The organism is Pseudomonas asgharzadehiana (assembly GCF_019139815.1).
Classification (GTDB): Bacteria; Pseudomonadota; Gammaproteobacteria; order Pseudomonadales; family Pseudomonadaceae; genus Aquipseudomonas; species Aquipseudomonas asgharzadehiana.
In genome coordinates, this window is sequence record NZ_CP077079.1 from 1,256,490 (window position 1) to 1,275,180 (window position 18,691).

Sequence of the window (18,691 nt, forward strand, 5' to 3'; positions counted from 1 at the left end):
AATTCCTAGGTTAATTCAGGCTTGGCAGGGTCAGACCATCATCAGCAACACGGCAACGAAGATGCTGCCGGCGGAGAAGGTCATGGTCCGAGACGACCAGGTGTTGAACCAACGTTGAAAGCTGGCCAAATCGCGGGTCAGTTTGGTGTCCTGGCGGGTCCAGGACTGTTGATCAAGGCGGAAGAACACGTAGATCTTCACCAGCGCGCCCATGATCTGGTTGTAATAAAGAATCGCCGGGTAGGCGGGGCCGATTTTGTGGCCGGAGCACGACAGCAGCAGTGTGAGGATCAGGCGAGTGATGCCGATCCACAGCAGGTACGCGAGGATGAACGCGCCGCCGTATTTGAAGGTGGCGATGACGGCCACGGTCAGGCCGAGCAGGGAGGTCCACATCGACACGCGCTGGTCGAACAGCACCACGCTGGTAAACAGGCCCAGGCGGCGTACACCCAGGCCCAGGGCACGGGAGTTCTGGCGCAGGTTGTTGCCGTACCAGCGGAACATCAACTTGCGGCTGGCCTTGATAAAACTCTTTTCGGGCGGGTGTTCCACGGTGTTGATCGCGGCGTCGGGCACGTAGAACGTGTCGTAGCCCAGGCGCATCAGGCTGAACCAGCTGGACTTGTCATCACCGGTGAGAAATTTGAAGCGGCCCAGGCGCCAGTGTTGCAGCGAGTCGCTTTCCACGTCGGCGATAAAGCCGGGGTCGGTCACTACGCTGGCACGGAACACCGACATGCGACCGGTCATGGTCAGCACGCGCTTGGACAGGGCCATGGAGCACATGTTGATGTGGCGCTGGGCGAAGCGCAGTTTGTGCCACTCGCTCATGATGTAGCCGCCGCGTACTTCGCAGAATTCGTTGGTGGTCAGGCCACCGACGTTGCCGAACAGTTGGAACCACGGCACGGTCTTGCGCACCACGCCCTCGGCGAGCACGGTGTCGCCGTCGATCACCGCAACCACGGCGCGGTCGTCCGGCAGGTGGCGGGAGATGGCACGGAAGCCGAAGGCCAGGCCGTCGCGCTTGCCGGTACCGGCGATACGCACGAAGTCGAGCTTGACGCGGTCGGGCGGGTTCAGCTTTTCCCAAAGGCTCTTGACCAGCAGCTCATCGGACATTTCCACCAGCGAGCAAACCACGGTAGTCGGGAAGCCGCAGTCGATGGCTTCGCGAATCACCGAGCTGTAGACCTGCGCGGTGGTTAGCGCATCGATGCGAAAACTGGTGACCATCAGGAACACGTGGGACGGGTCGGCGGCTTTGCCCAATTTGCGCACTTTGCGGCGCAGGTGCGGGTACACCACATACAGGAACAGCATGCCGCGAAAGAAATGCGTAGCACCCATCGAGTAGCGCCAGATACCCACGGCGCCAATCAGGAAAATAAAATTCTTCGACTCGGAGTCGAACGTACTCGCCGGCAACAGCAGGGCGAGACCCATCAGCAGGCTCAGGAAGAACAGCCAGCCGGCGGATTGGAGCAGTACGTGTTTTAACTTGGACATAAGCGTCATCCGAAGGTGAAGAAGGTTGCGCGCTGCACGTGCTGGGGATCAGGACACGTGCAGCGCGAAACTTGCCGTTGCTGTTACCAGCAAATGCCTTCGGTACGGCCGGTCGCGCTGGTGGCCTTGGACATGAAGCCCACCAGGTCGATCACTTGCTTGCCGTCCGGAGCGTTCTGCGCCAGGGCGCGGAATTTCTCGTCACGGTTGCCGAGGATGATCACGTCGGAGTTGTTGATCACGTCGTCGAAGTCCGAGTTGAGCAGGGACGACACGTGCGGGATCTTGCCTTCGATGTAGTCCTTGTTGGCCCCGTGTACACGGGCGTATTCGACGTTGCTGTCGTAGATGCTCAGGTCAAAGCCCTTGCCGATCAGCATTTCCGCCAGCTCTACCAGCGGGCTTTCGCGCAGGTCGTCGGTGCCGGCCTTGAAGCTCAGGCCCAGCAGGGCGACTTTGCGCTTGTCGTGGCTGGAGACGATGTCGAAGGCGTTCTGCACCTGGGATTCGTTGCTGCGCATCAGCGAGTTGAGCAGTGGCGCTTCCACGTCCAGGGAGCTGGCGCGGTAGGTGAGGGCGCGCACGTCTTTGGGCAGGCACGAACCGCCGAACGCGAAGCCAGGGCGCATGTAGTACTGGGACAGGTTGAGGGTCTTGTCCTGGCAGACCACTTCCATCACTTCACGGCCGTCGACGCCGACGGCCTTGGCGATGTTGCCGATTTCGTTGGCGAAGGTCACTTTGGTGGCGTGCCACACGTTGCAGGTGTACTTGATCATTTCGGCCACGGCGATGTCCTTGCGGATGATCGGCGCGTCGAGTTCTTCGTACAGCGACTGCAGGACATCGCCGGAGGCTTTGTCGAACTCGCCGATAACGGTCATCGGAGGCAGGTCGTAGTCGGCGATGGCGGTGGATTCACGCAGGAATTCCGGGTTGACCGCGACGCCGAAGTCGACGCCGGCTTTCTTGCCGGAGCAGTCTTCGAGGATCGGGATCACTACGTTCGCGACAGTGCCCGGCAGTACGGTGCTGCGCACCACCACGGTGTGGCGGGTGGCTTTGTCACGCAGGACAAAACCGATCTCGCGGCACACGGCTTCGATGTAGTCGAGTTCCAGGTCACCGTTTTTCTTGCTCGGCGTGCCGACGCAGATCATCGACAGGTCGGTATCGCGGATGGCTTCGGCGAAGTTGGTGGTACCACGCAGTCGACCGGTTGCGATGCCTTGGTTCAACAGTTCGCCCAGACCCGGTTCAACGATCGGCGATTTGCCGGCGTTGATCAGGTCGATCTTTTCCTTGGAGATGTCTACGCCGACCACGTCGTGGCCACGGGCAGACAGGCAACCGGCACAGACTGCGCCAACGTAACCCAAACCAAATATGCTGATGCGCATCGCATTTACCTCGTTGTCATTGAAGACGGTGTTAATTCTGCCAATAGATGGCTGGAGTTCATGTTTGCAAGCGTCACTAATGCCACGGAAGTTAGGCGAGCAGACGCCGACTTACCGCGTACAGGCATGTTTAATAGTGAGTGACTAACTATTGCACTCAAGTTGTGCGCAACGTGGCCTTGTTATTGGGGCTTGCCCTCAAATGCAGCCAGCCTTCCGGGGGGAAGGGCCTGGCGCCGGCGCCGTAGAGCGTTGATAGAGGCAATTAGCCCTTTTTAATCAATCTCTTAAGCGTTAGCACCGACACATTCGGGTAAGCGCTGCCTTGGCCTATAGGGGATAGCAATACATCCTTATCGCCGCCCTCAACTCATATCAGTTGATGATGTGACCCGTGAGTCAAAGTTGATGGGGCAACTTCGCTACTTCCTTGGGTCGTTATGTAAGTCATCTCTTACAGGAACAGAGAATTTCGTTACCGGTGGTATGAGCGGTGCTTTTGGGTGAAGTTCCTAGCCGCTCATCCTGTTTGCCGAAATTTTTTGAAATATTAGCGGAGATGGCACTAGTACTATATTGATAGCACTTGCTATTTGGGCCAGTAGTTACAGGTAGTTGGCGCGATGGGATAGTTTTGTGCCACTAGTGTTCAAAAAAAGTGGTGCCACTACGAAAAAAAACGACGGATGTCGAGTGAAAGAATTGTTAGGTATGCGACAGAATATTTTTTGACGTCAAATAAATGACGATGCGGGGATGAAATGCAATCAAAAAGTGGGAGGGGGCTTGCTCCCGATAGCAGTAAAACAGTCGATATATGAGCCGACTCAAACACCGCCATTGGGGGCAAGCCCTCTCCCACAGGTGCAACTTATCGTCTGAAAGAGGGCGCTAGGCTTCATTCAGGTGCGTGATCGCGCAAAAACACCAGGTTGTCCGGCTTGGACTGCTCCGCATTGAAGCGATAGCCCTGCACGTCGAACTGCTTGAGCCGGGCCGGGTCGCTGATGCGTTCTTCGATGACGAAACGGCTCATCATGCCGCGGGCTTTTTTCGCGTAGAAACTGATGATCTTGTACTGGCCGTTCTTCAGGTCCTTGAACTCGGTATTGATGATTCGTGCATTCAACGCCGTGCGCTTGACCGCCGAGAAGTATTCGTTGGACGCCAGGTTAAGCAGCACGTCATCGCCTTGCTCGGCCAATGCCTGGTTGAGCCACTCGCTGATGCGCGTGCCCCAGAAGGCGTAGAGGTCCTTACCGCGAGCGTTGGCCAGTTTGGTGCCCATCTCCAGGCGATACGGCATCATCAAGTCCAAGGGGCGCAGCAGGCCGTATAGGCCCGAGAGCATGCGCAGGTGGTCCTGGGCGTAGTTGAAATCGGCATCGCTGAAAGTGTCGGCGTTGAGGCCGGTGTACACGTCGCCTTTGAAGGCGAGCAAGGCCTGCTTGGCGTTCTCGGGGGTGAAAGCGGGCGTCCAACTGCCGAAACGCGCAGCGTTGAGGCCACCGATTTTATCGGACACGTGCATCAGCTCGCTGATTTGCGCCGGGCTCAGCTCGCGCAATTGTTCGATCAGTTCCTGGGAATGATCGAGGTATTGCGGCTGGGTGAAGCGCGGGGTTACCGGCTTTGACTCGAAATCGAGGGTCTTGGCGGGGGAAATCACCATCAGCATGAAGTCGTCTCCTGTAATCGTGGGCGCGATTCTAGGGGCTGGGGCGTTTTGACTCCACCTATGATGGCGATAGGCGTGATCCGCTATAGTGGCCGACGACTCTGGAGAGGGAGACCCTGTGTGCGAATAGCGCTTTTATTGTCCGCGTGCCTGTTATGTGTGGGCACCCATGCGGCGCCGGTGGATGTGGCCAGCCTGGACCGTGGTACCTGGCCCGAAAAGCTCACCAGCCCGGCGCTGTTCGATGTGGCCTCGCGCGCGGAAAACCTGATGTTTGCCCACGGCCTGCTGGCCAGCGAAGCCTTGGATGACGCGGCGCTCAAGCAGCGCCTGGGCTTGAAGATCATCAACCGGGCCGCCATCGATGACCTGCGCCGCCAGCTCTGGCAGCGCCTGCTGGAAAACTACACCTTCGCCCAGCAGAGCTGCGAGGTCGATGCCTCGTTCTGTTATCTGGTGGAAAACATGGACGACCTGCGCGAGGAGGCCGGTAAGCTTCAGGTCAGCGAAGACTCCTTCTATATAGGCTGGGCCGCTCCCAGCCATGCCTTCCACGAGCGCTATCTGGACGAGCTGCTGCGCAAGGCCGCGCTGTTCCCGCAGATCAGCAGTGAAGTCGCGCGTTTCGGCGATCACGAGCGCAATGGCGACGAACTCAACGACCGCCTGTTCCTGCTCACCTTCGACGGCGGCCCGGCGCCGGTCAGCGGCAATACCGACTGGCTGGTCGACTACCTGCGCAAGCAGAAGATGAACGCTACGTTCTTCGTCCTCGGCAGCAGCCTGCAAACCCGTGTGCAACGCAGTTCCGCCGCCGAGGTAGAGGCGGTGTACCAGGGCCAGTGTGTCGGCACCCAGGGTTGGCAATACCGGTCCCACAGTCATTGGGTGGACTGGCAAAGCTCGATCACCCGCAGTGCGGCGCTGGTGCAGAACCTGATGCCGGAGAACTACGTGCCGCTGTTCCGTCCGCCCTACGGTCAGCGTCGCGCGGACAGCCAGGGCTTCTTCCAGGCGCAGGGCTTGCAGGTGGCGTTATGGGACATCGATTCCCAGGATGAGCCGGGCAAACTCAAGGCTGAGGAGTCGGCACAACGGGTGTTGACGCTGATGCTGCTGTGGCGCAAAGGCGTGATTGTGTTTCATGACACCCAGGACAAGGCGCGCGTGGCATTACCGCAGTTGCTGCAGGCGACGGGGCAGAGTGGTCTGGGGTGGCAGGACTGCCGCGAGGCATTTCGCTGAGGGGCCCGGCCCTGTTGGGTCTGGGGTATTTTTGGGGGATTTTTTTGCAACATTTCGATGCAGGCGGACTTCCGACTTTAACGAGGTACATGGCACTCGGCTAGTGCTATTCGTCATCCTGAAAAATAAACTTCAAAAAAACGTCAAAGTGCTTTTTCCTGTCATGGGTTTTGCGGTATTACGAAGTCAGATCGCCGAAACCTGCATCACAGGTGGCGTCTTACAAGACTCCTCATGTGGGCAATGCACTTGACGTCACTTAAGGTGCATTTCGGTGGTCGAATCGAGGCGCAGCACTGTCGTGGTATTGCGTCGACTGGCTCCCACAAAGGTGACCGAGTATGGATGATCATGGACGCACCCCTTCTTCCGACCAGCCAATCCTTTATGTGCTCGATACCAACGTATTGATCCACGATCCAAACGCTCTGCTTAATTTCGAAGAACACCACGTCGCTATCCCGATGATCGTGCTTGAGGAACTCGACAAACTCAAAAGTGGGCACCACAGCGTTGCCGCCGAATGCCGCCAGGCTATCCGCCTGATCGACAAGACATTGGGCGAAGCGTCACCGGAGGACGTTGAAGTCGGCGTGCCGATCCAGCGTGGCAAAAGCGGGCCCAAGGGCTTGCTGTCGATTCTGATGAGCAAGCGCGGCGAGCCCACCAGCCTGCTGCCGGAAAACCTCAACGACAACAAAATCATCAACCAATTGATCGACCTGCATGCGCGTGACAAGGACCTGCGTGTGGTGCTGGTGACCAAAGACATCAACATGCGCCTCAAGGCCCGAGCGTGTGGGATCGCGGCCGAGGATTACAGTACCGACCAACTGGTCGACGACGTGTCGATGCTGTCCCGTGGTTATCACATGATGACCGGCTCGTTCTGGGACCGCGTGAGCAAGGTCGAAACCCGTCAGGACCATGGCCGCACCTGGCATCAGGTACAACTGATCGACAACCTTCCGGCCGTGCATATCAATGAATTCATCGTCGACGAACAGGGCTTCGTGGGCTGGATCAAAGAGATCCAGGTAGACAAGCTGCTGATCCTCGACCTGCATCAGGAACCCCTGTTGCACCAGGAAGCCTGGGGCCTGAAACCGCGTGACATCTACCAGAGCCTGGCGCTGTACGCGCTGCTCGACCCGGATATCCATCTGGTCAACCTGACCGGCGCCGCTGGCTCGGGGAAAACCATCCTCGCGTTGGCCGCCGCCATCGAGCAGACCATGGTGACCAAGCGTTATCGCCGCATTATCGCCACCCGCAGCGTGCAGGGCCTGGACCAGGAAATCGGCTTCCTGCCCGGCACCGAGGCGGAAAAAATGGAGCCGTGGCTGGGGGCGATCACCGACAACCTCGAAGCCTTGCACATGGATGACGAAAACACCCATGGCAGCGTCGACTACATCCTCAGCAAAGTGCCGTTGCAGTTCAAATCCCTCAACTACATCCGAGGTCGCAGCTTCCAGCAGAGCCTGATTTTGATCGATGAATGCCAGAACCTCACGCCGCACCAGATGAAAACCATCATCACCCGTGCCGGCGCCGGTTCCAAAGTGGTGTGCCTGGGCAACCTGGCACAGATCGACACCCCTTACCTGTCCGCGACCAGCTCCGGGCTGACGTACCTCACGGAACGCTTCAAAGACTTCCCGAACGGCGTGCATATCGCGCTGCAAGGGGTACCGCGCTCGATTCTGGCCGAATACGCCGAATCGCACCTGTAAACGCGATCAAGGGGGGAGGGGGCTTGCTCCCGATTGCTGTGGGCCAGTTAACAGAAATGTTGAATGTGCCACCGCTGTCGGGTTCAAGCCCCCTTCCACATTTTGTTCCGTGTTGGGTTTACAATCGCGGCTCCTGATCAGGAGTATCGCTGTGCTGACTCATCTCGATTCCCAAGGCCGCGCCCATATGGTCGACGTCACTGACAAGTCCGTGACGTTCCGTGAAGCGGTGGCTGAAGCGCGGGTGCGCATGTTGCCCGAAACCCTGCAAATGATTGTCGACGGCGCCCATCCCAAGGGTGACGTGTTTGCCGTGGCCCGCATTGCCGGGATCCAGGCCGCGAAAAAAACCAGTGATCTGATCCCCCTGTGTCATCCGCTGATGTTGACGGGCGTCAAGGTCGAACTCAGTGCCGAGGGCGCAGACTGTGTGCATATCGTCGCGCGCTGCAAGCTCTCCGGGCAGACCGGTGTGGAGATGGAAGCATTGACCGCCGCCAGTGTCGCGGCACTGACGATCTACGACATGTGCAAGGCGGTGGATCGCGGCATGACCATCGAAAGTATTCGCCTGCTGGAAAAACTCGGCGGCAAGAGCGGCCATTTCAAGGCGGATGAACAATGAGCGTCAACGTACTGTTTTTTGCGCGCTACGCCGAAGCGGTGGGCTTCGATTCGCTGGAAATGGAAGGCGACTTCGCGACTGTCGACGCGGTGCGCCAGGCATTGGCCGCTGATCCGGAGTTCGCAGTGCTCAACGAAACGAGCCTGATGTGCGCGCGCAACGAGGAGCTGTGCAGCCTCGACGAACCGGTGCAGGCCGGCGATGAAGTGGCGTTTTTCCCGCCCGTGACCGGAGGCTGAACATGGCCATCTGCGTGCAGGTCGAAGCGTTCGATCCCGGGGCTGAAGTCAACGCGATGCACGCGGCCAATGTGGGCGTGGGCGCGGTGGTGAGTTTTGTCGGCTATGTGCGCGACTTCAATGATGGCCGCGACGTGTCGGGGATGTTTCTGGAGCACTACCCCGGCATGACCGAAAAGGCCCTGGCCAAGATTGCCGTTGAGGCTGAGCAGCGCTGGCCGTTGCTCAAGTTGGAGGTGTTGCACCGCGTCGGCGCGCTGGAGCCGGGTGAGCCGATTGTGTTCGTGGCGGCGGCCAGTGCCCATCGCCAGGCGGCATTTGACGCCTGTGCGTTTGTGATGGATTACCTGAAAACGCGGGCACCGTTCTGGAAAAAGGAAAACACGCCCGACGGTGCGCGCTGGGTGGAAGGGCGCGACAGCGACCACGCTGCTGCAGACCGCTGGAAATAGCACGCCAAACACAGATGCAAATGTGGGAGGGTGCAAGCCCCTCCCACATTTTTTAGCGCATTCCAACCGTTAAGGGCGTTTGCGCTCCACGGCCCGCAACAGATGCGTCGGCGGCGTCTCGCAGCTGATCTTGCGCCCCAGCAGCGCCTCGATCGACGGCAACTGGTACGAGTCGTCCTCGCCCGCAAAGCTGATCGACACACCGGCAGCGCCTGCACGACCGGTACGGCCAATGCGGTGCACGTAGTCGTCCGGTACTTCCGGCAGGGTGAAGTTGATCACGTGGCTGATGCCGTCAATGTGAATCCCGCGCCCGGCCACATCGGTGGCCACCAGCACGCGAATCTTGCCTTCGCGGAAACCTTCCAGGGTCTTGATGCGCTTGTGCTGCGGCACATCGCCGGACAGTTGCGCGGCGTTGACGCCATCGCGCACCAGGCGTTCCTCGATGCGGCGCACTTCGTCCTTGCGGTTGGCGAACACCATGACGCGTTCCCAGCCGTTGTCGTTGACCAGGTTGTAGAGCAGCTTGTACTTGTCGGCACCGGCCACGGCATAGATATGCTGTTCGACGTTTTCGCTGGCGACGTTCAGCGCCTCGATCTCGACGATGGACGGGTCGGTGGTCCACTGCTTGGCGAGGTTCATCACGTCTTCGGTGAAGGTCGCGGAGAACAGCAGGGTCTGGCGCTCGCTCTTGGGCGGGGTCTGGCGAATGATCTGGCGCACTTGTGGGATAAAGCCCATGTCGAGCATGCGGTCGGCTTCGTCCAGCACCATGACTTCGACCATATCCAAATGCACGTCGCCGCGCTGGTTGAAGTCCAGCAGGCGGCCCGGCGTGGCCACCAGAATGTCGCAATGGCGGGCTTCGAGGTGCTTGAGCTGCTTGTCGAAGTCCATGCCGCCGACGAACGTCATGACGTTCAGGCCCGTGTACTTGGTCAGGTCGGCGGCGTCTTTGGCGATCTGCACCACCAGCTCGCGAGTGGGAGCGATGATCAGCGCGCGCGGTTCACCCATGTAGCGTTCTTTGGGCGGCGGCGTTTGCAACAGTTGGGTGATGATCGAAATCAGGAACGCGGCGGTCTTGCCGGTACCGGTTTGCGCGCGGCCGATGGCGTCTTTGCCCGCGAGGGTAAAGCCCAGCACTTGTGCCTGGATGGGCGTGCAGTACGGGAAACCCAGGTCCTGGATGGCGTGCATCAGTTCCGGGGCCAGTTTGAAGTCGTGGAAGCGGGTTTTGCCTTCCTGGGGCTCGACGACGAAGTCTTCGAGTTTCCAGGGGATGACGACCGGCTTGGGTGCTCGCTCACGGCGAGGCTTGGGCGCAGGTTCGGCTTTTACCTCAGCAGGTATGGCCTGTGCGGGTGGCGTCACCGTCGGCGTCTTCGGCTGGGCGACAGGTGCTGTCCGGTCTGGCTGTTGGCCGTCATTACGGTTGCCGGGCGTGGGGACAGGAGCACTGGAATCAGGCGCGAGCGGCTCAGCCTCGTTTTTGCCGAACATCTTCTTGAGTGCTTTGAGCACGGTGATCTCATTAATTGGTTAAGGAATATACGCCGGCCAGTGTAATGCAAGAATCGGGCGCGGCGTAGTGCGTCTGTCATACGGCTACCTAAACGCGGCGTTCAGCGCAGGCGGTCGGCCAACCAGGTACCAATATCGTGTATCTCCTGGGGTAACACTTCGTGGCCCATTGGGTATTCCTGCCATGTCACGGTGACACCACGGCTCTTGAGGTGCTCATACGCGGTACGGCCCATGGCGTTCTGCACCACCTCGTCGTATTGGCCGTGCAGGCACAAGGCAGGAATGCGTTGCTGGCTGGCGGACAATTGGAGCTCATCGCCGAAGGTCGGTGCATAAGTGGAGAGGGCGATCACGCCACCCAAAGGGCCTTCCAGGTCCTTGAACGCGGTGTGGAATACCACGGCGCCGCCTTGGGAAAAACCAGCGAGGAAAATCCGCGAGGCGTCTATTCCGGTTCTCTTCTGGTCTTCAATCAGGTCTGTGACCATGTTTGAAGAGGTTTGCAGCTCGTCCAGCGATATCGACCGCGCCGGGCTCATCGCCTTGATGTCGTACCAACTGGGCATTTCGTAGCCGCCATTGATCGTCACCGGACGGGTGGGGGCCTGGGGCAAAACGAAGCGGGTGCTCAGCAGGATTTCCTGTAAGGCTTCGGCTACAGGCAGGAAGTCGTAGCGATCGGCACCCAGGCCATGCAACCAGATTACGCAGGCATCTGCGGGCTTGGCGGGCTGAAGAATCAAGGGTTCGGTCATGTCTGCTCCATAGATGTGCATTCGCTCCGATTGGGTGCATCGGAACGGTGCGTCACCGGTTGATTTGTTAATTAGATGTCGCAACTTTGAATCTTTTGCTCTTGACCATGGGCTGAAACGACTCAGCCGTCACTCTGGTACGGCGCTTGCTATGCACAAAGCGATGTCAGGTCTCTCTCGTGGCGGTAACACTATCAGTGACAGCCGCCTCTGGGATAGCAACTGGACTTATAGCGACAGCCTCATGCCGTTTGACCCCAAAAAAAGCCAACACGGGTCAAGATCGCCTCAAAAGGGTGCGGTGGGGTTCGAGCTCCGACACAACAAGAGCAAAACTGGAGGTTTGAATGAAGGTATTGAAATCCACCCTGGCCATCGTTTCCGCGGCCGCTGTACTGGGTGTCAGTGGTTTCGCCCAAGCCGGCGCCACCCTGGACGCCGTGCAGAAGAAAGGCTTTGTGCAATGTGGCGTGAGTGACGGCCTGCCGGGTTTCTCGGTACCGGATGCCAGCGGCAAGATCCTGGGGATCGATGCTGACGTATGCCGCGCTGTTGCCGCTGCCGTGTTCGGCGACGCGACCAAGGTCAAGTTCAGCCAGTTGAACGCCAAGGAGCGTTTCACCGCGCTTCAGTCGGGCGAAGTAGACATCTTGTCCCGTAACACCACCATGACCAGCTCCCGCGATGCGGGCATGGGCCTGAAATTCCCGGGTTTCATCACCTACTACGACGGCATCGGCTTCCTGGTTAACAACAAACTGGGCGTTAAAAGCGCCAAGGAACTGGACGGTGCAACTATCTGCATCCAGGCCGGTACCACCACTGAACTGAACGTTTCCGACTACTTCCGTGGCAACGGTCTGAAATACACCCCGATCACCTTCGACACCTCCGATGAAAGCGCCAAGTCGCTGGAATCCGGTCGTTGCGACGTGCTGACCTCCGACAAGTCCCAACTGTTCGCCCAGCGCAGCAAGTTGGCCTCGCCGAAGGACTACGTGGTTCTGCCGGAAACCATTTCCAAAGAGCCCCTGGGCCCGGTGGTACGTAACGGTGACGACGAGTGGCTGGCCATCGTGCGCTGGGTAGGCTACGCCATGCTCAACGCCGAAGAAGCCGGTATTACTTCGAAAAACGTTGAAGCTGAAGCCAAGTCCACCAAGAACCCGGACGTCGCGCGTCTGCTCGGTGCCGACGGCGAATACGGCAAAGACTTGAAAGTGAAGAAAGACTGGGTCGTGCAGATCGTCAAGCAAGTGGGTAACTACGGTGAAGTGTTCGAGCGCAACCTCGGCAAGAGCACCCCGTTGGAAATCGACCGTGGCCTGAACGCGCTGTGGAACAACGGCGGCATTCAATACGCACCGCCTGTGCGCTGATCGCTGATGGTTCTGTCACCCGGTGGGCCAACCGCCGGGTGATGTTCTGTTCCATTCTTTCCGGGGCACTTCATGCAAAATCAAATCGGCGCACCAAAGCAGAAGCTCAGCTTCAGCGATCCCAAAGTGCGTGCGTGGCTCTTCCAGATCATCACGATTGTGGCGGTGGTCTCGCTGGGCTGGTACCTCTTCAACAATACCCAGACCAACCTTCAACACCGAGGCATTACCTCGGGTTTCGACTTTCTTGAGCGCAGTGCCGGCTTCGGCATCGCGCAGCACTTGATCGACTACACCGAATCGGACAGCTATGCCCGCGTCTTTGTAATCGGCTTGCTCAACACCCTGCTGGTGACCTTCATCGGCGTGATCCTGGCTACCCTGCTCGGCTTTATCGTCGGCGTGGCGCGACTGTCGCCGAACTGGATGATCAACAAGCTGGCGACGGTGTATGTGGAAGTGTTCCGCAACATTCCGCCGCTGCTGCAGATCCTGTTCTGGTACTTCGCGGTGTTCCTGACCATGCCGGGGCCGCGCAACAGCCATAACTTCGGCGATACCTTCTTTGTCAGCAGCCGTGGCCTGAACATGCCGGCGGCGCTGGCCGCCGATGGGTTCTGGCCGTTTGTGGCCAGTGTAGTGCTGGCGATTGTGGCGATCGTGCTGATGACTCGTTGGGCCAACAAGCGCTTTGAAGCCACCGGTGTTCCGTTCCATAAGTTCTGGGCGGGCCTGGCGTTGTTCATCGTGATCCCGGCACTGTGCGCGTTGATCTTCGGCGTGCCGCTGCACTGGGAAATGCCCAAGCTGCAAGGCTTCAACTTTGTCGGCGGCTGGGTGCTTATCCCTGAACTGCTGGCACTGACCCTGGCCCTGACGGTGTACACCGCGGCGTTCATCGCCGAGATCGTGCGTTCGGGCATCAAGTCGGTCAGCCACGGCCAGACCGAAGCCGCGCGTTCCCTGGGCCTGCGCAATGGGCCGACGCTGCGTAAGGTGATCATTCCGCAAGCCTTGCGCGTGATCATTCCGCCGCTGACCAGCCAATACCTGAACCTGGCGAAAAACTCGTCGTTGGCCGCCGGTATCGGTTACCCGGAAATGGTTTCGCTGTTTGCCGGCACGGTGCTCAACCAGACCGGCCAGGCCATCGAAGTCATTGCCATCACCATGAGCGTGTACCTGGCGATCAGCATCAGCATTTCCCTGCTGATGAACTGGTACAACAAGCGCATTGCGCTGATCGAGCGGTGAGGAAACGCACATGAGTTCTCATACTTTCAAACCCGATATGCCGCCGCCGAGCAAAGTCTTCGGCCCGGTGGCATGGATGCGCGCCAACCTGTTTTCCAGTTGGCTCAATACCTTGCTGACTTTGCTGTCGATTTACCTGGTGTACCTGGTGGTGCCGCCGATCCTGCATTGGGCGATCCTCGATGCCAACTGGGTGGGCACCACTCGCGCCGATTGCACCAAGGAAGGCGCCTGCTGGGTGTTCATCCAACAGCGCTTCGGGCAGTTCATGTACGGCTACTACCCCGGCGACCTGCGCTGGCGCGTGGACCTGACCGTGTGGCTGGCGATTGTCGGCGTGGCGCCGTTGTTCCTCTCGCGCTTCCAACACAAGGCCATCTACGGCCTGAGCTTCCTGGTGCTGTACCCGATCGTTGCCTACTTCCTGCTGCACGGTGGCGTGTTCGGCTTGACCAACGTGGCGACCAGCCAGTGGGGCGGCCTGATGCTGACCCTGGTGATCGCCACTGTCGGCATCGCCGGCGCCTTGCCGCTGGGTATTGTGCTGGCACTGGGGCGACGTTCGAACATGCCGGCGATTCGTGTGGTCTGCGTGACCTTCATCGAATTCTGGCGCGGCGTGCCGTTGATCACGGTGCTGTTCATGTCGTCGGTGATGCTGCCGTTGTTCCTGCCTGAAGGCATGAACTTCGACAAGCTGCTGCGGGCGCTGATCGGCGTGATCCTGTTCCAGTCGGCCTATGTGGCCGAAGTGGTGCGCGGCGGGTTGCAGGCGATTCCTAAAGGTCAGTACGAGGCGGCCGCGGCGATGGGCCTGGGTTACTGGCGCAGCATGGGTCTGGTGATTCTGCCGCAAGCCCTGAAGCTGGTGATCCCGGGCATCGTCAACACGTTTATTGCGCTGTTCAAGGACACCAGCCTGGTGATCATCATCGGCCTGTTCGACCTGCTCAACAGCGTCAAGCAAGCTGCCGCCGACCCCAAATGGCTGGGCATGGCCACTGAAGGCTACGTGTTCGCCGCCCTGGTGTTCTGGATTTTCTGTTTTGGTATGTCGCGCTATTCCATGCATCTGGAACGCAAGCTCGACACAGGCCACAAGCGTTAGGAGTTCTTTTTATGAGCGAAGCAATCAAACAGCCTGTGAGCCCTGAAGGCATTATCCAGATGCAGGGCGTCAACAAGTGGTACGGCCAGTTCCACGTGTTGAAAGACATCAACCTGAACGTCAAGCAGGGCGAGCGTATCGTGCTGTGCGGGCCGTCGGGTTCGGGCAAGTCCACCACCATCCGCTGCCTCAACCGTCTGGAAGAGCACCAGCAGGGCCGCATCGTGGTCGACGGCGTGGAACTGACCAACGACCTCAAGCAGATCGAAGCGATCCGTCGTGAAGTGGGCATGGTGTTCCAGCACTTCAACCTGTTCCCGCACCTGACCATCCTGCAGAACTGCACGTTGGCGCCGATGTGGGTGCGCAAGATGCCCAAGCGCAAGGCCGAAGAAATTGCCATGCACTACCTGGAGCGCGTGCGTATCCCGGAGCAGGCGCACAAGTTTCCGGGGCAACTCTCCGGCGGCCAGCAACAGCGTGTGGCGATTGCCCGTGCCTTGTGCATGAAGCCGAAAATCATGCTGTTCGATGAGCCAACCTCGGCGCTCGATCCGGAAATGGTCAAGGAAGTACTCGACACCATGATCGGCCTGGCCGAAGACGGCATGACCATGTTGTGCGTGACCCACGAAATGGGCTTCGCCCGCACCGTGGCCAACCGCGTGATCTTCATGGACAAGGGCGAGATCGTTGAGCAGGCGGCGCCGAATGACTTCTTCGACAACCCGCAGAATGATCGGACCAAGTTGTTCTTGAGCCAGATTTTGCATTGATCGATGGTTAAAAAATAAACCCGGCCTGGCCGGGTTTATTTTTGTCCGTTCAGCAGGCCTTGAGCGCCTCATGCCCTGTGTCCACTGTATGAGTGAACCCCCGTAAGTCAGCGCCTTCGGCCAATACCTTGGCGTCGGCAAGCAAATGCGGGTAACGGTCCAGTAATCGCATCAACAGAACCAGTGGCTTGGGTGGCAGAAGCTCACCGCGTTCATAACGTGAAAAAGCGTTGTGACCGCCACCGGACAACAGTTGCACGGCTTCTTTTTGCGTAAGTTGCAGCTTGCGACGGATACGTCTCATCTCGTTGCCGATCATTGTCCGCGCGGCGCGGACGAGTTCATCACCTACCTTTGCGTGGCGCTCTGAACTATCCGGGTCATACATGCCGTCGCCGCATACATGGCATTCCCAGCCGGAAAGATCATCGACACGACGCTCCATCCCTTTGACGCTAATAGTCTCGCTACGGCCCTCGAACCGAGTCATGCCGTCGGGCGTACCGCATATAAAGCACTGTTGAGTTTTCATGAGTCGCACTCCTTGAAGGAGATTACCGGTGGGTTACCGCCTGAGCCGTAGGTGACCTTTATGTAAATCTCCATGCCGTGTGAACTGATGTGGTACACGTCCTGCCAGACCTTATGATCTGCATAGGTAGTCATTGATTTGTACAACATCCTGGTTTGCAATCGAAACACGGCCTCTTGCATTTCATGGATCTCAAAGCCGAGTTTCCTCCCTGTGCTCTTCGCCGTTGAAGTAAAGGCCTTTCCCCCAAGCCGCCTGACATCCGCCTTGATCACCGCCAAATCGTAATGAGGTGTGTACTTTTCCATAAGACACCTGGGTCAAATAATTACCCTTTAAGGGTAATTTTACCAATCGAAAATACTGCTTCTTTTCCCGCCCAAGAACCCTAGTGCCTTGTCTTTGTAGGCAACTCTGAATAGTCTGTAGGAAAATTCATCCTATGATTGGACGAAAGCGCGCACCCATGACAGACATCGCTCCCCTGATTAAACGCTCCCTGGTCGATCAGGCCTTGGAGCAACTGCGTCTGCGCATCGCCGCAGGGGTGTGGGCGGTCGGTGAACGCCTGCCCACCGAGCCCGAGTTGTGCGCCGAGCTGGGCATCAGTCGCAATACCGTGCGCGAAGCCATGCGTGTGTTGGCGTTTTCCGGGTTGATCGAAGTCCGCCAGGGTGACGGCAGTTACCTGCGCTCGATGACCGACCCGGCGGGGGCGATGCGCGCGCTGTCCCACTGCACCTTGGAGCAGGCGCAGGAGACGCGGCAGATGCTTGAAGTGGAGGCCATCGGCCTGGCGGCACTGCGGCGTACCGAGCAAGACCTCGAACAGCTGCGGGAGGCGCTGCAGGCCAGCGCCGCGCTGTACCACGGTGAACTGGAGGCCTATATCCGCGCCGACCTGGTGTTCCACACACGCTTGGTGGACGCAGCGCATAACCCGGCGTTGAGCGAGTTGTACCGGTATTTTTCCGCCATCGTCGGGGCGCAGTTGCGCCAGACCCTGAGCATGTCGCCGCGTCGCCAGGCGGTGTTCGACCTGCATGTTGCCCTGCTCGACGCCGTGGAACACCAGGACCCGGAACGTGCCAAATCCCTTTGCCGGCAGTTGATCAATGAACCTTGAACCGCAACGCAACACCGAACTGCTGATCGACGCCGAAGCCGACGACGACGTGGTGCAACAGACGCCGCCAACCGTAAGCCGCCCCTGGTTGCTGCTACTGGGCCTGGTGCTGGTGGCGCTGAACCTGCGCCCGGCGTTGTCGAGTCTGGCGCCCTTGCTCAGTGAAGTCTCCAGCAGCCTGGGGTTGTCGGCCGCCAAGGCTGGGCTGCTGACCACGTTGCCGGTGCTGTGCCTGGGCTTGTTCGCGCCCACCGCACCGATCCTGGCGCGGCGCTTTGGGGCTGAGCGGGTGGTGTTGGGCATCCTGCTGACCCTGGCCGCCGGGATCATCCTGCGCAGTGTGCTGGGTGAAGCGGGGTTGTTTCTCGGCAGCCTGATCGCCGGTGCGAGCATCGGCATTATCGGGGTGTTGCTGCCGGGCATCGTCAAGCGGGATTTCGCCAGGCAGGCGGGCGCCATGACCGGCGTCTACACCATGGCGTTGTGCCTGGGGGCTGCGCTGGCGGCGGGGGCTGCGGTGCCACTCAGTGATTACTTCGGCGATAGCTGGGCGATAGGCCTGGGGTTCTGGATGGTGCCGGCGCTGGTCGCGGCGTTGTGCTGGCTGCCGCAGGTCGGGCAACGACACGGCGCGCACCGTGTTGCTTATCGCGTGAAGGGGTTATTGCGCGATCCGTTGGCGTGGCAGGTCACGCTTTATATGGGCCTGCAATCGTCCTTGGCCTACATCGTGTTCGGCTGGCTGCCGTCGATGCTGATCGGCCGTGGCCTGAGCGCCACCGAAGCGGGGCTGGCGCTGTCCGGTTCCATCATCGTGCAATTGTTCAGTTCCCTGGCGGCACCGTGGCTGGCCACGCGGGGTAAAGACCAGCGTTTGGCCATCGTGATCGTGATGTTGCTGACGCTGGGCGGCCTGTTCGGTTGCCTGTATGCACCCCTCGACGGCTTGTGGGCCTGGGCGATTGTGCTCGGCCTGGGGCAGGGCGGTACTTTCAGCCTGGCGCTGACCCTGATCGTACTGCGCTCGCGCGACGCCCATGTGGCCGCGAACCTGTCGAGCATGGCCCAGGGCATCGGATACACCCTGGCCTCCATGGGGCCGCTGGCCGTGGGCCTGGTGCACGATTGGACCGGTGGGTGGGGCGCGACGGGCTGGATTTTCGCAGTGATCGGCGTGGCGGCCATGGTCGCCGGGGTTGGCGCGGGCCGTGCGCGGTACGTAGGCGTGAGCAGCGAAAAAGTCTAGCGCCGCCCCCGTGCCCCTAGCCCCGGTCATTTGCGTGGCGAATGTCAGTGGCGTTAGCGGCGCGGGCGGCTTATCGTGCGCCTACCTTTTCGACG

Annotated in this window: 18 protein-coding genes; 11 read left to right on the forward strand and 7 right to left on the reverse strand. The window is 59.5% G+C overall.

Going from position 1 to position 18,691, the window contains the following annotated elements:
- Positions 1-30: 30 nt before the first annotated feature.
- The 3 genes from alg8 to yaaA form a co-directional block, all read right to left on the reverse strand.
- Positions 31-1,512, reverse strand: coding sequence for a mannuronan synthase (gene alg8 / locus KSS96_RS05690; RefSeq protein ID WP_161979891.1), 1,482 nt, complete (start codon positions 1,510-1,512; stop codon positions 31-33).
- An 83-nt stretch (positions 1,513-1,595) separates the two neighbouring features.
- On the reverse strand, positions 1,596-2,912 hold the full coding sequence (locus KSS96_RS05695) for a nucleotide sugar dehydrogenase (protein WP_017526215.1): 1,317 nt from the start codon (positions 2,910-2,912) through the stop codon (positions 1,596-1,598).
- An 898-nt stretch (positions 2,913-3,810) separates the two neighbouring features.
- Positions 3,811-4,590, reverse strand: a complete 780-nt coding sequence (gene yaaA, locus KSS96_RS05700) for a peroxide stress protein YaaA (protein ID WP_065877252.1) — start codon at positions 4,588-4,590, stop codon at positions 3,811-3,813.
- A 120-nt stretch (positions 4,591-4,710) separates the two neighbouring features.
- On the opposite strand from yaaA, the gene KSS96_RS05705 reads away from it, so the two are divergent.
- From KSS96_RS05705 to moaE, 5 genes are all read left to right on the forward strand, one after another.
- Positions 4,711-5,835 (forward strand): polysaccharide deacetylase family protein, encoded by a 1,125-nt coding sequence (locus KSS96_RS05705; RefSeq protein ID WP_217855804.1) that lies wholly within the window; start codon positions 4,711-4,713, stop codon positions 5,833-5,835.
- 341 nt (positions 5,836-6,176) lie between these two features.
- Entirely contained in the window at positions 6,177-7,571 is a 1,395-nt protein-coding gene (locus KSS96_RS05710; protein WP_017526218.1) for a PhoH family protein, read from the forward strand.
- Between the two features lie 151 nt (positions 7,572-7,722).
- The gene (gene moaC, locus KSS96_RS05715) at positions 7,723-8,196 is read left to right on the forward strand and encodes a cyclic pyranopterin monophosphate synthase MoaC (protein WP_017526219.1); all 474 of its coding nucleotides are present in this window, start codon (positions 7,723-7,725) and stop codon (positions 8,194-8,196) included.
- Entirely contained in the window at positions 8,193-8,435 is a 243-nt protein-coding gene (gene moaD / locus KSS96_RS05720) for a molybdopterin converting factor subunit 1 (RefSeq protein WP_017526220.1), read from the forward strand. The genes moaC and moaD overlap by 4 nt, the downstream gene beginning before the upstream one ends.
- Positions 8,436-8,437: 2 nt before the next feature.
- Positions 8,438-8,887 (forward strand): molybdopterin synthase catalytic subunit MoaE, encoded by a 450-nt coding sequence (moaE, locus tag KSS96_RS05725; protein WP_017526221.1) that lies wholly within the window; start codon positions 8,438-8,440, stop codon positions 8,885-8,887.
- A gap of 69 nt (positions 8,888-8,956) precedes the next feature.
- Here the strand turns inward: moaE and rhlB are convergent, their stop codons facing one another.
- On the reverse strand, positions 8,957-10,423 hold the full coding sequence (gene rhlB / locus KSS96_RS05730) for an ATP-dependent RNA helicase RhlB (RefSeq protein WP_026067133.1): 1,467 nt from the start codon (positions 10,421-10,423) through the stop codon (positions 8,957-8,959).
- 95 nt (positions 10,424-10,518) lie between these two features.
- Positions 10,519-11,175: an alpha/beta hydrolase gene (locus tag KSS96_RS05735; RefSeq protein ID WP_017526223.1), complete on the reverse strand. Its 657-nt coding sequence runs from the start codon at positions 11,173-11,175 to the stop codon at positions 10,519-10,521.
- Between the two features lie 347 nt (positions 11,176-11,522).
- Here KSS96_RS05735 and KSS96_RS05740 point away from each other — a divergent pair, with 347 nt between their 5' ends.
- The 4 genes from KSS96_RS05740 to KSS96_RS05755 all read left to right on the forward strand — a co-directional run bounded on the left by KSS96_RS05740 (position 11,523) and on the right by KSS96_RS05755 (position 15,692).
- On the forward strand, positions 11,523-12,554 hold the full coding sequence (locus KSS96_RS05740) for an amino acid ABC transporter substrate-binding protein (RefSeq protein WP_017526224.1): 1,032 nt from the start codon (positions 11,523-11,525) through the stop codon (positions 12,552-12,554).
- Positions 12,555-12,626: 72 nt separating this feature from the next.
- A complete protein-coding gene (locus tag KSS96_RS05745) occupies positions 12,627-13,808 on the forward strand; it encodes an amino acid ABC transporter permease (protein ID WP_017526225.1) in 1,182 nt (393 codons plus the stop codon).
- Between the two features lie 10 nt (positions 13,809-13,818).
- On the forward strand, positions 13,819-14,916 hold the full coding sequence (locus tag KSS96_RS05750; protein WP_017526226.1) for an amino acid ABC transporter permease: 1,098 nt from the start codon (positions 13,819-13,821) through the stop codon (positions 14,914-14,916).
- 11 nt (positions 14,917-14,927) lie between these two features.
- Complete coding sequence (locus KSS96_RS05755) at positions 14,928-15,692, forward strand: amino acid ABC transporter ATP-binding protein (protein WP_003171943.1); 765 nt, start codon at positions 14,928-14,930, stop codon at positions 15,690-15,692.
- A gap of 49 nt (positions 15,693-15,741) precedes the next feature.
- On the opposite strand, the gene KSS96_RS05760 is transcribed toward KSS96_RS05755, so the two are convergent.
- On the reverse strand, positions 15,742-16,224 hold the full coding sequence (locus tag KSS96_RS05760) for a type II toxin-antitoxin system MqsA family antitoxin (protein WP_068937549.1): 483 nt from the start codon (positions 16,222-16,224) through the stop codon (positions 15,742-15,744).
- Positions 16,221-16,532 carry a type II toxin-antitoxin system MqsR family toxin gene (locus KSS96_RS05765; RefSeq protein ID WP_068937550.1) on the reverse strand — a complete coding sequence of 104 codons (312 nt, stop codon included), beginning with the start codon at positions 16,530-16,532 and terminating at the stop codon, positions 16,221-16,223. Before KSS96_RS05765 ends, KSS96_RS05760 begins: the two co-directional genes overlap by 4 nt.
- Positions 16,533-16,690: 158 nt before the next feature.
- On the opposite strand from KSS96_RS05765, the gene KSS96_RS05770 reads away from it, so the two are divergent.
- Positions 16,691-17,350, forward strand: coding sequence for a FadR/GntR family transcriptional regulator (locus tag KSS96_RS05770; RefSeq protein ID WP_217855806.1), 660 nt, complete (start codon positions 16,691-16,693; stop codon positions 17,348-17,350).
- Complete coding sequence (locus tag KSS96_RS05775; RefSeq protein WP_068937552.1) at positions 17,340-18,596, forward strand: CynX/NimT family MFS transporter; 1,257 nt, start codon at positions 17,340-17,342, stop codon at positions 18,594-18,596. The genes KSS96_RS05770 and KSS96_RS05775 overlap by 11 nt, the downstream gene beginning before the upstream one ends.
- Positions 18,597-18,691: the final 95 nt, after the last annotated feature.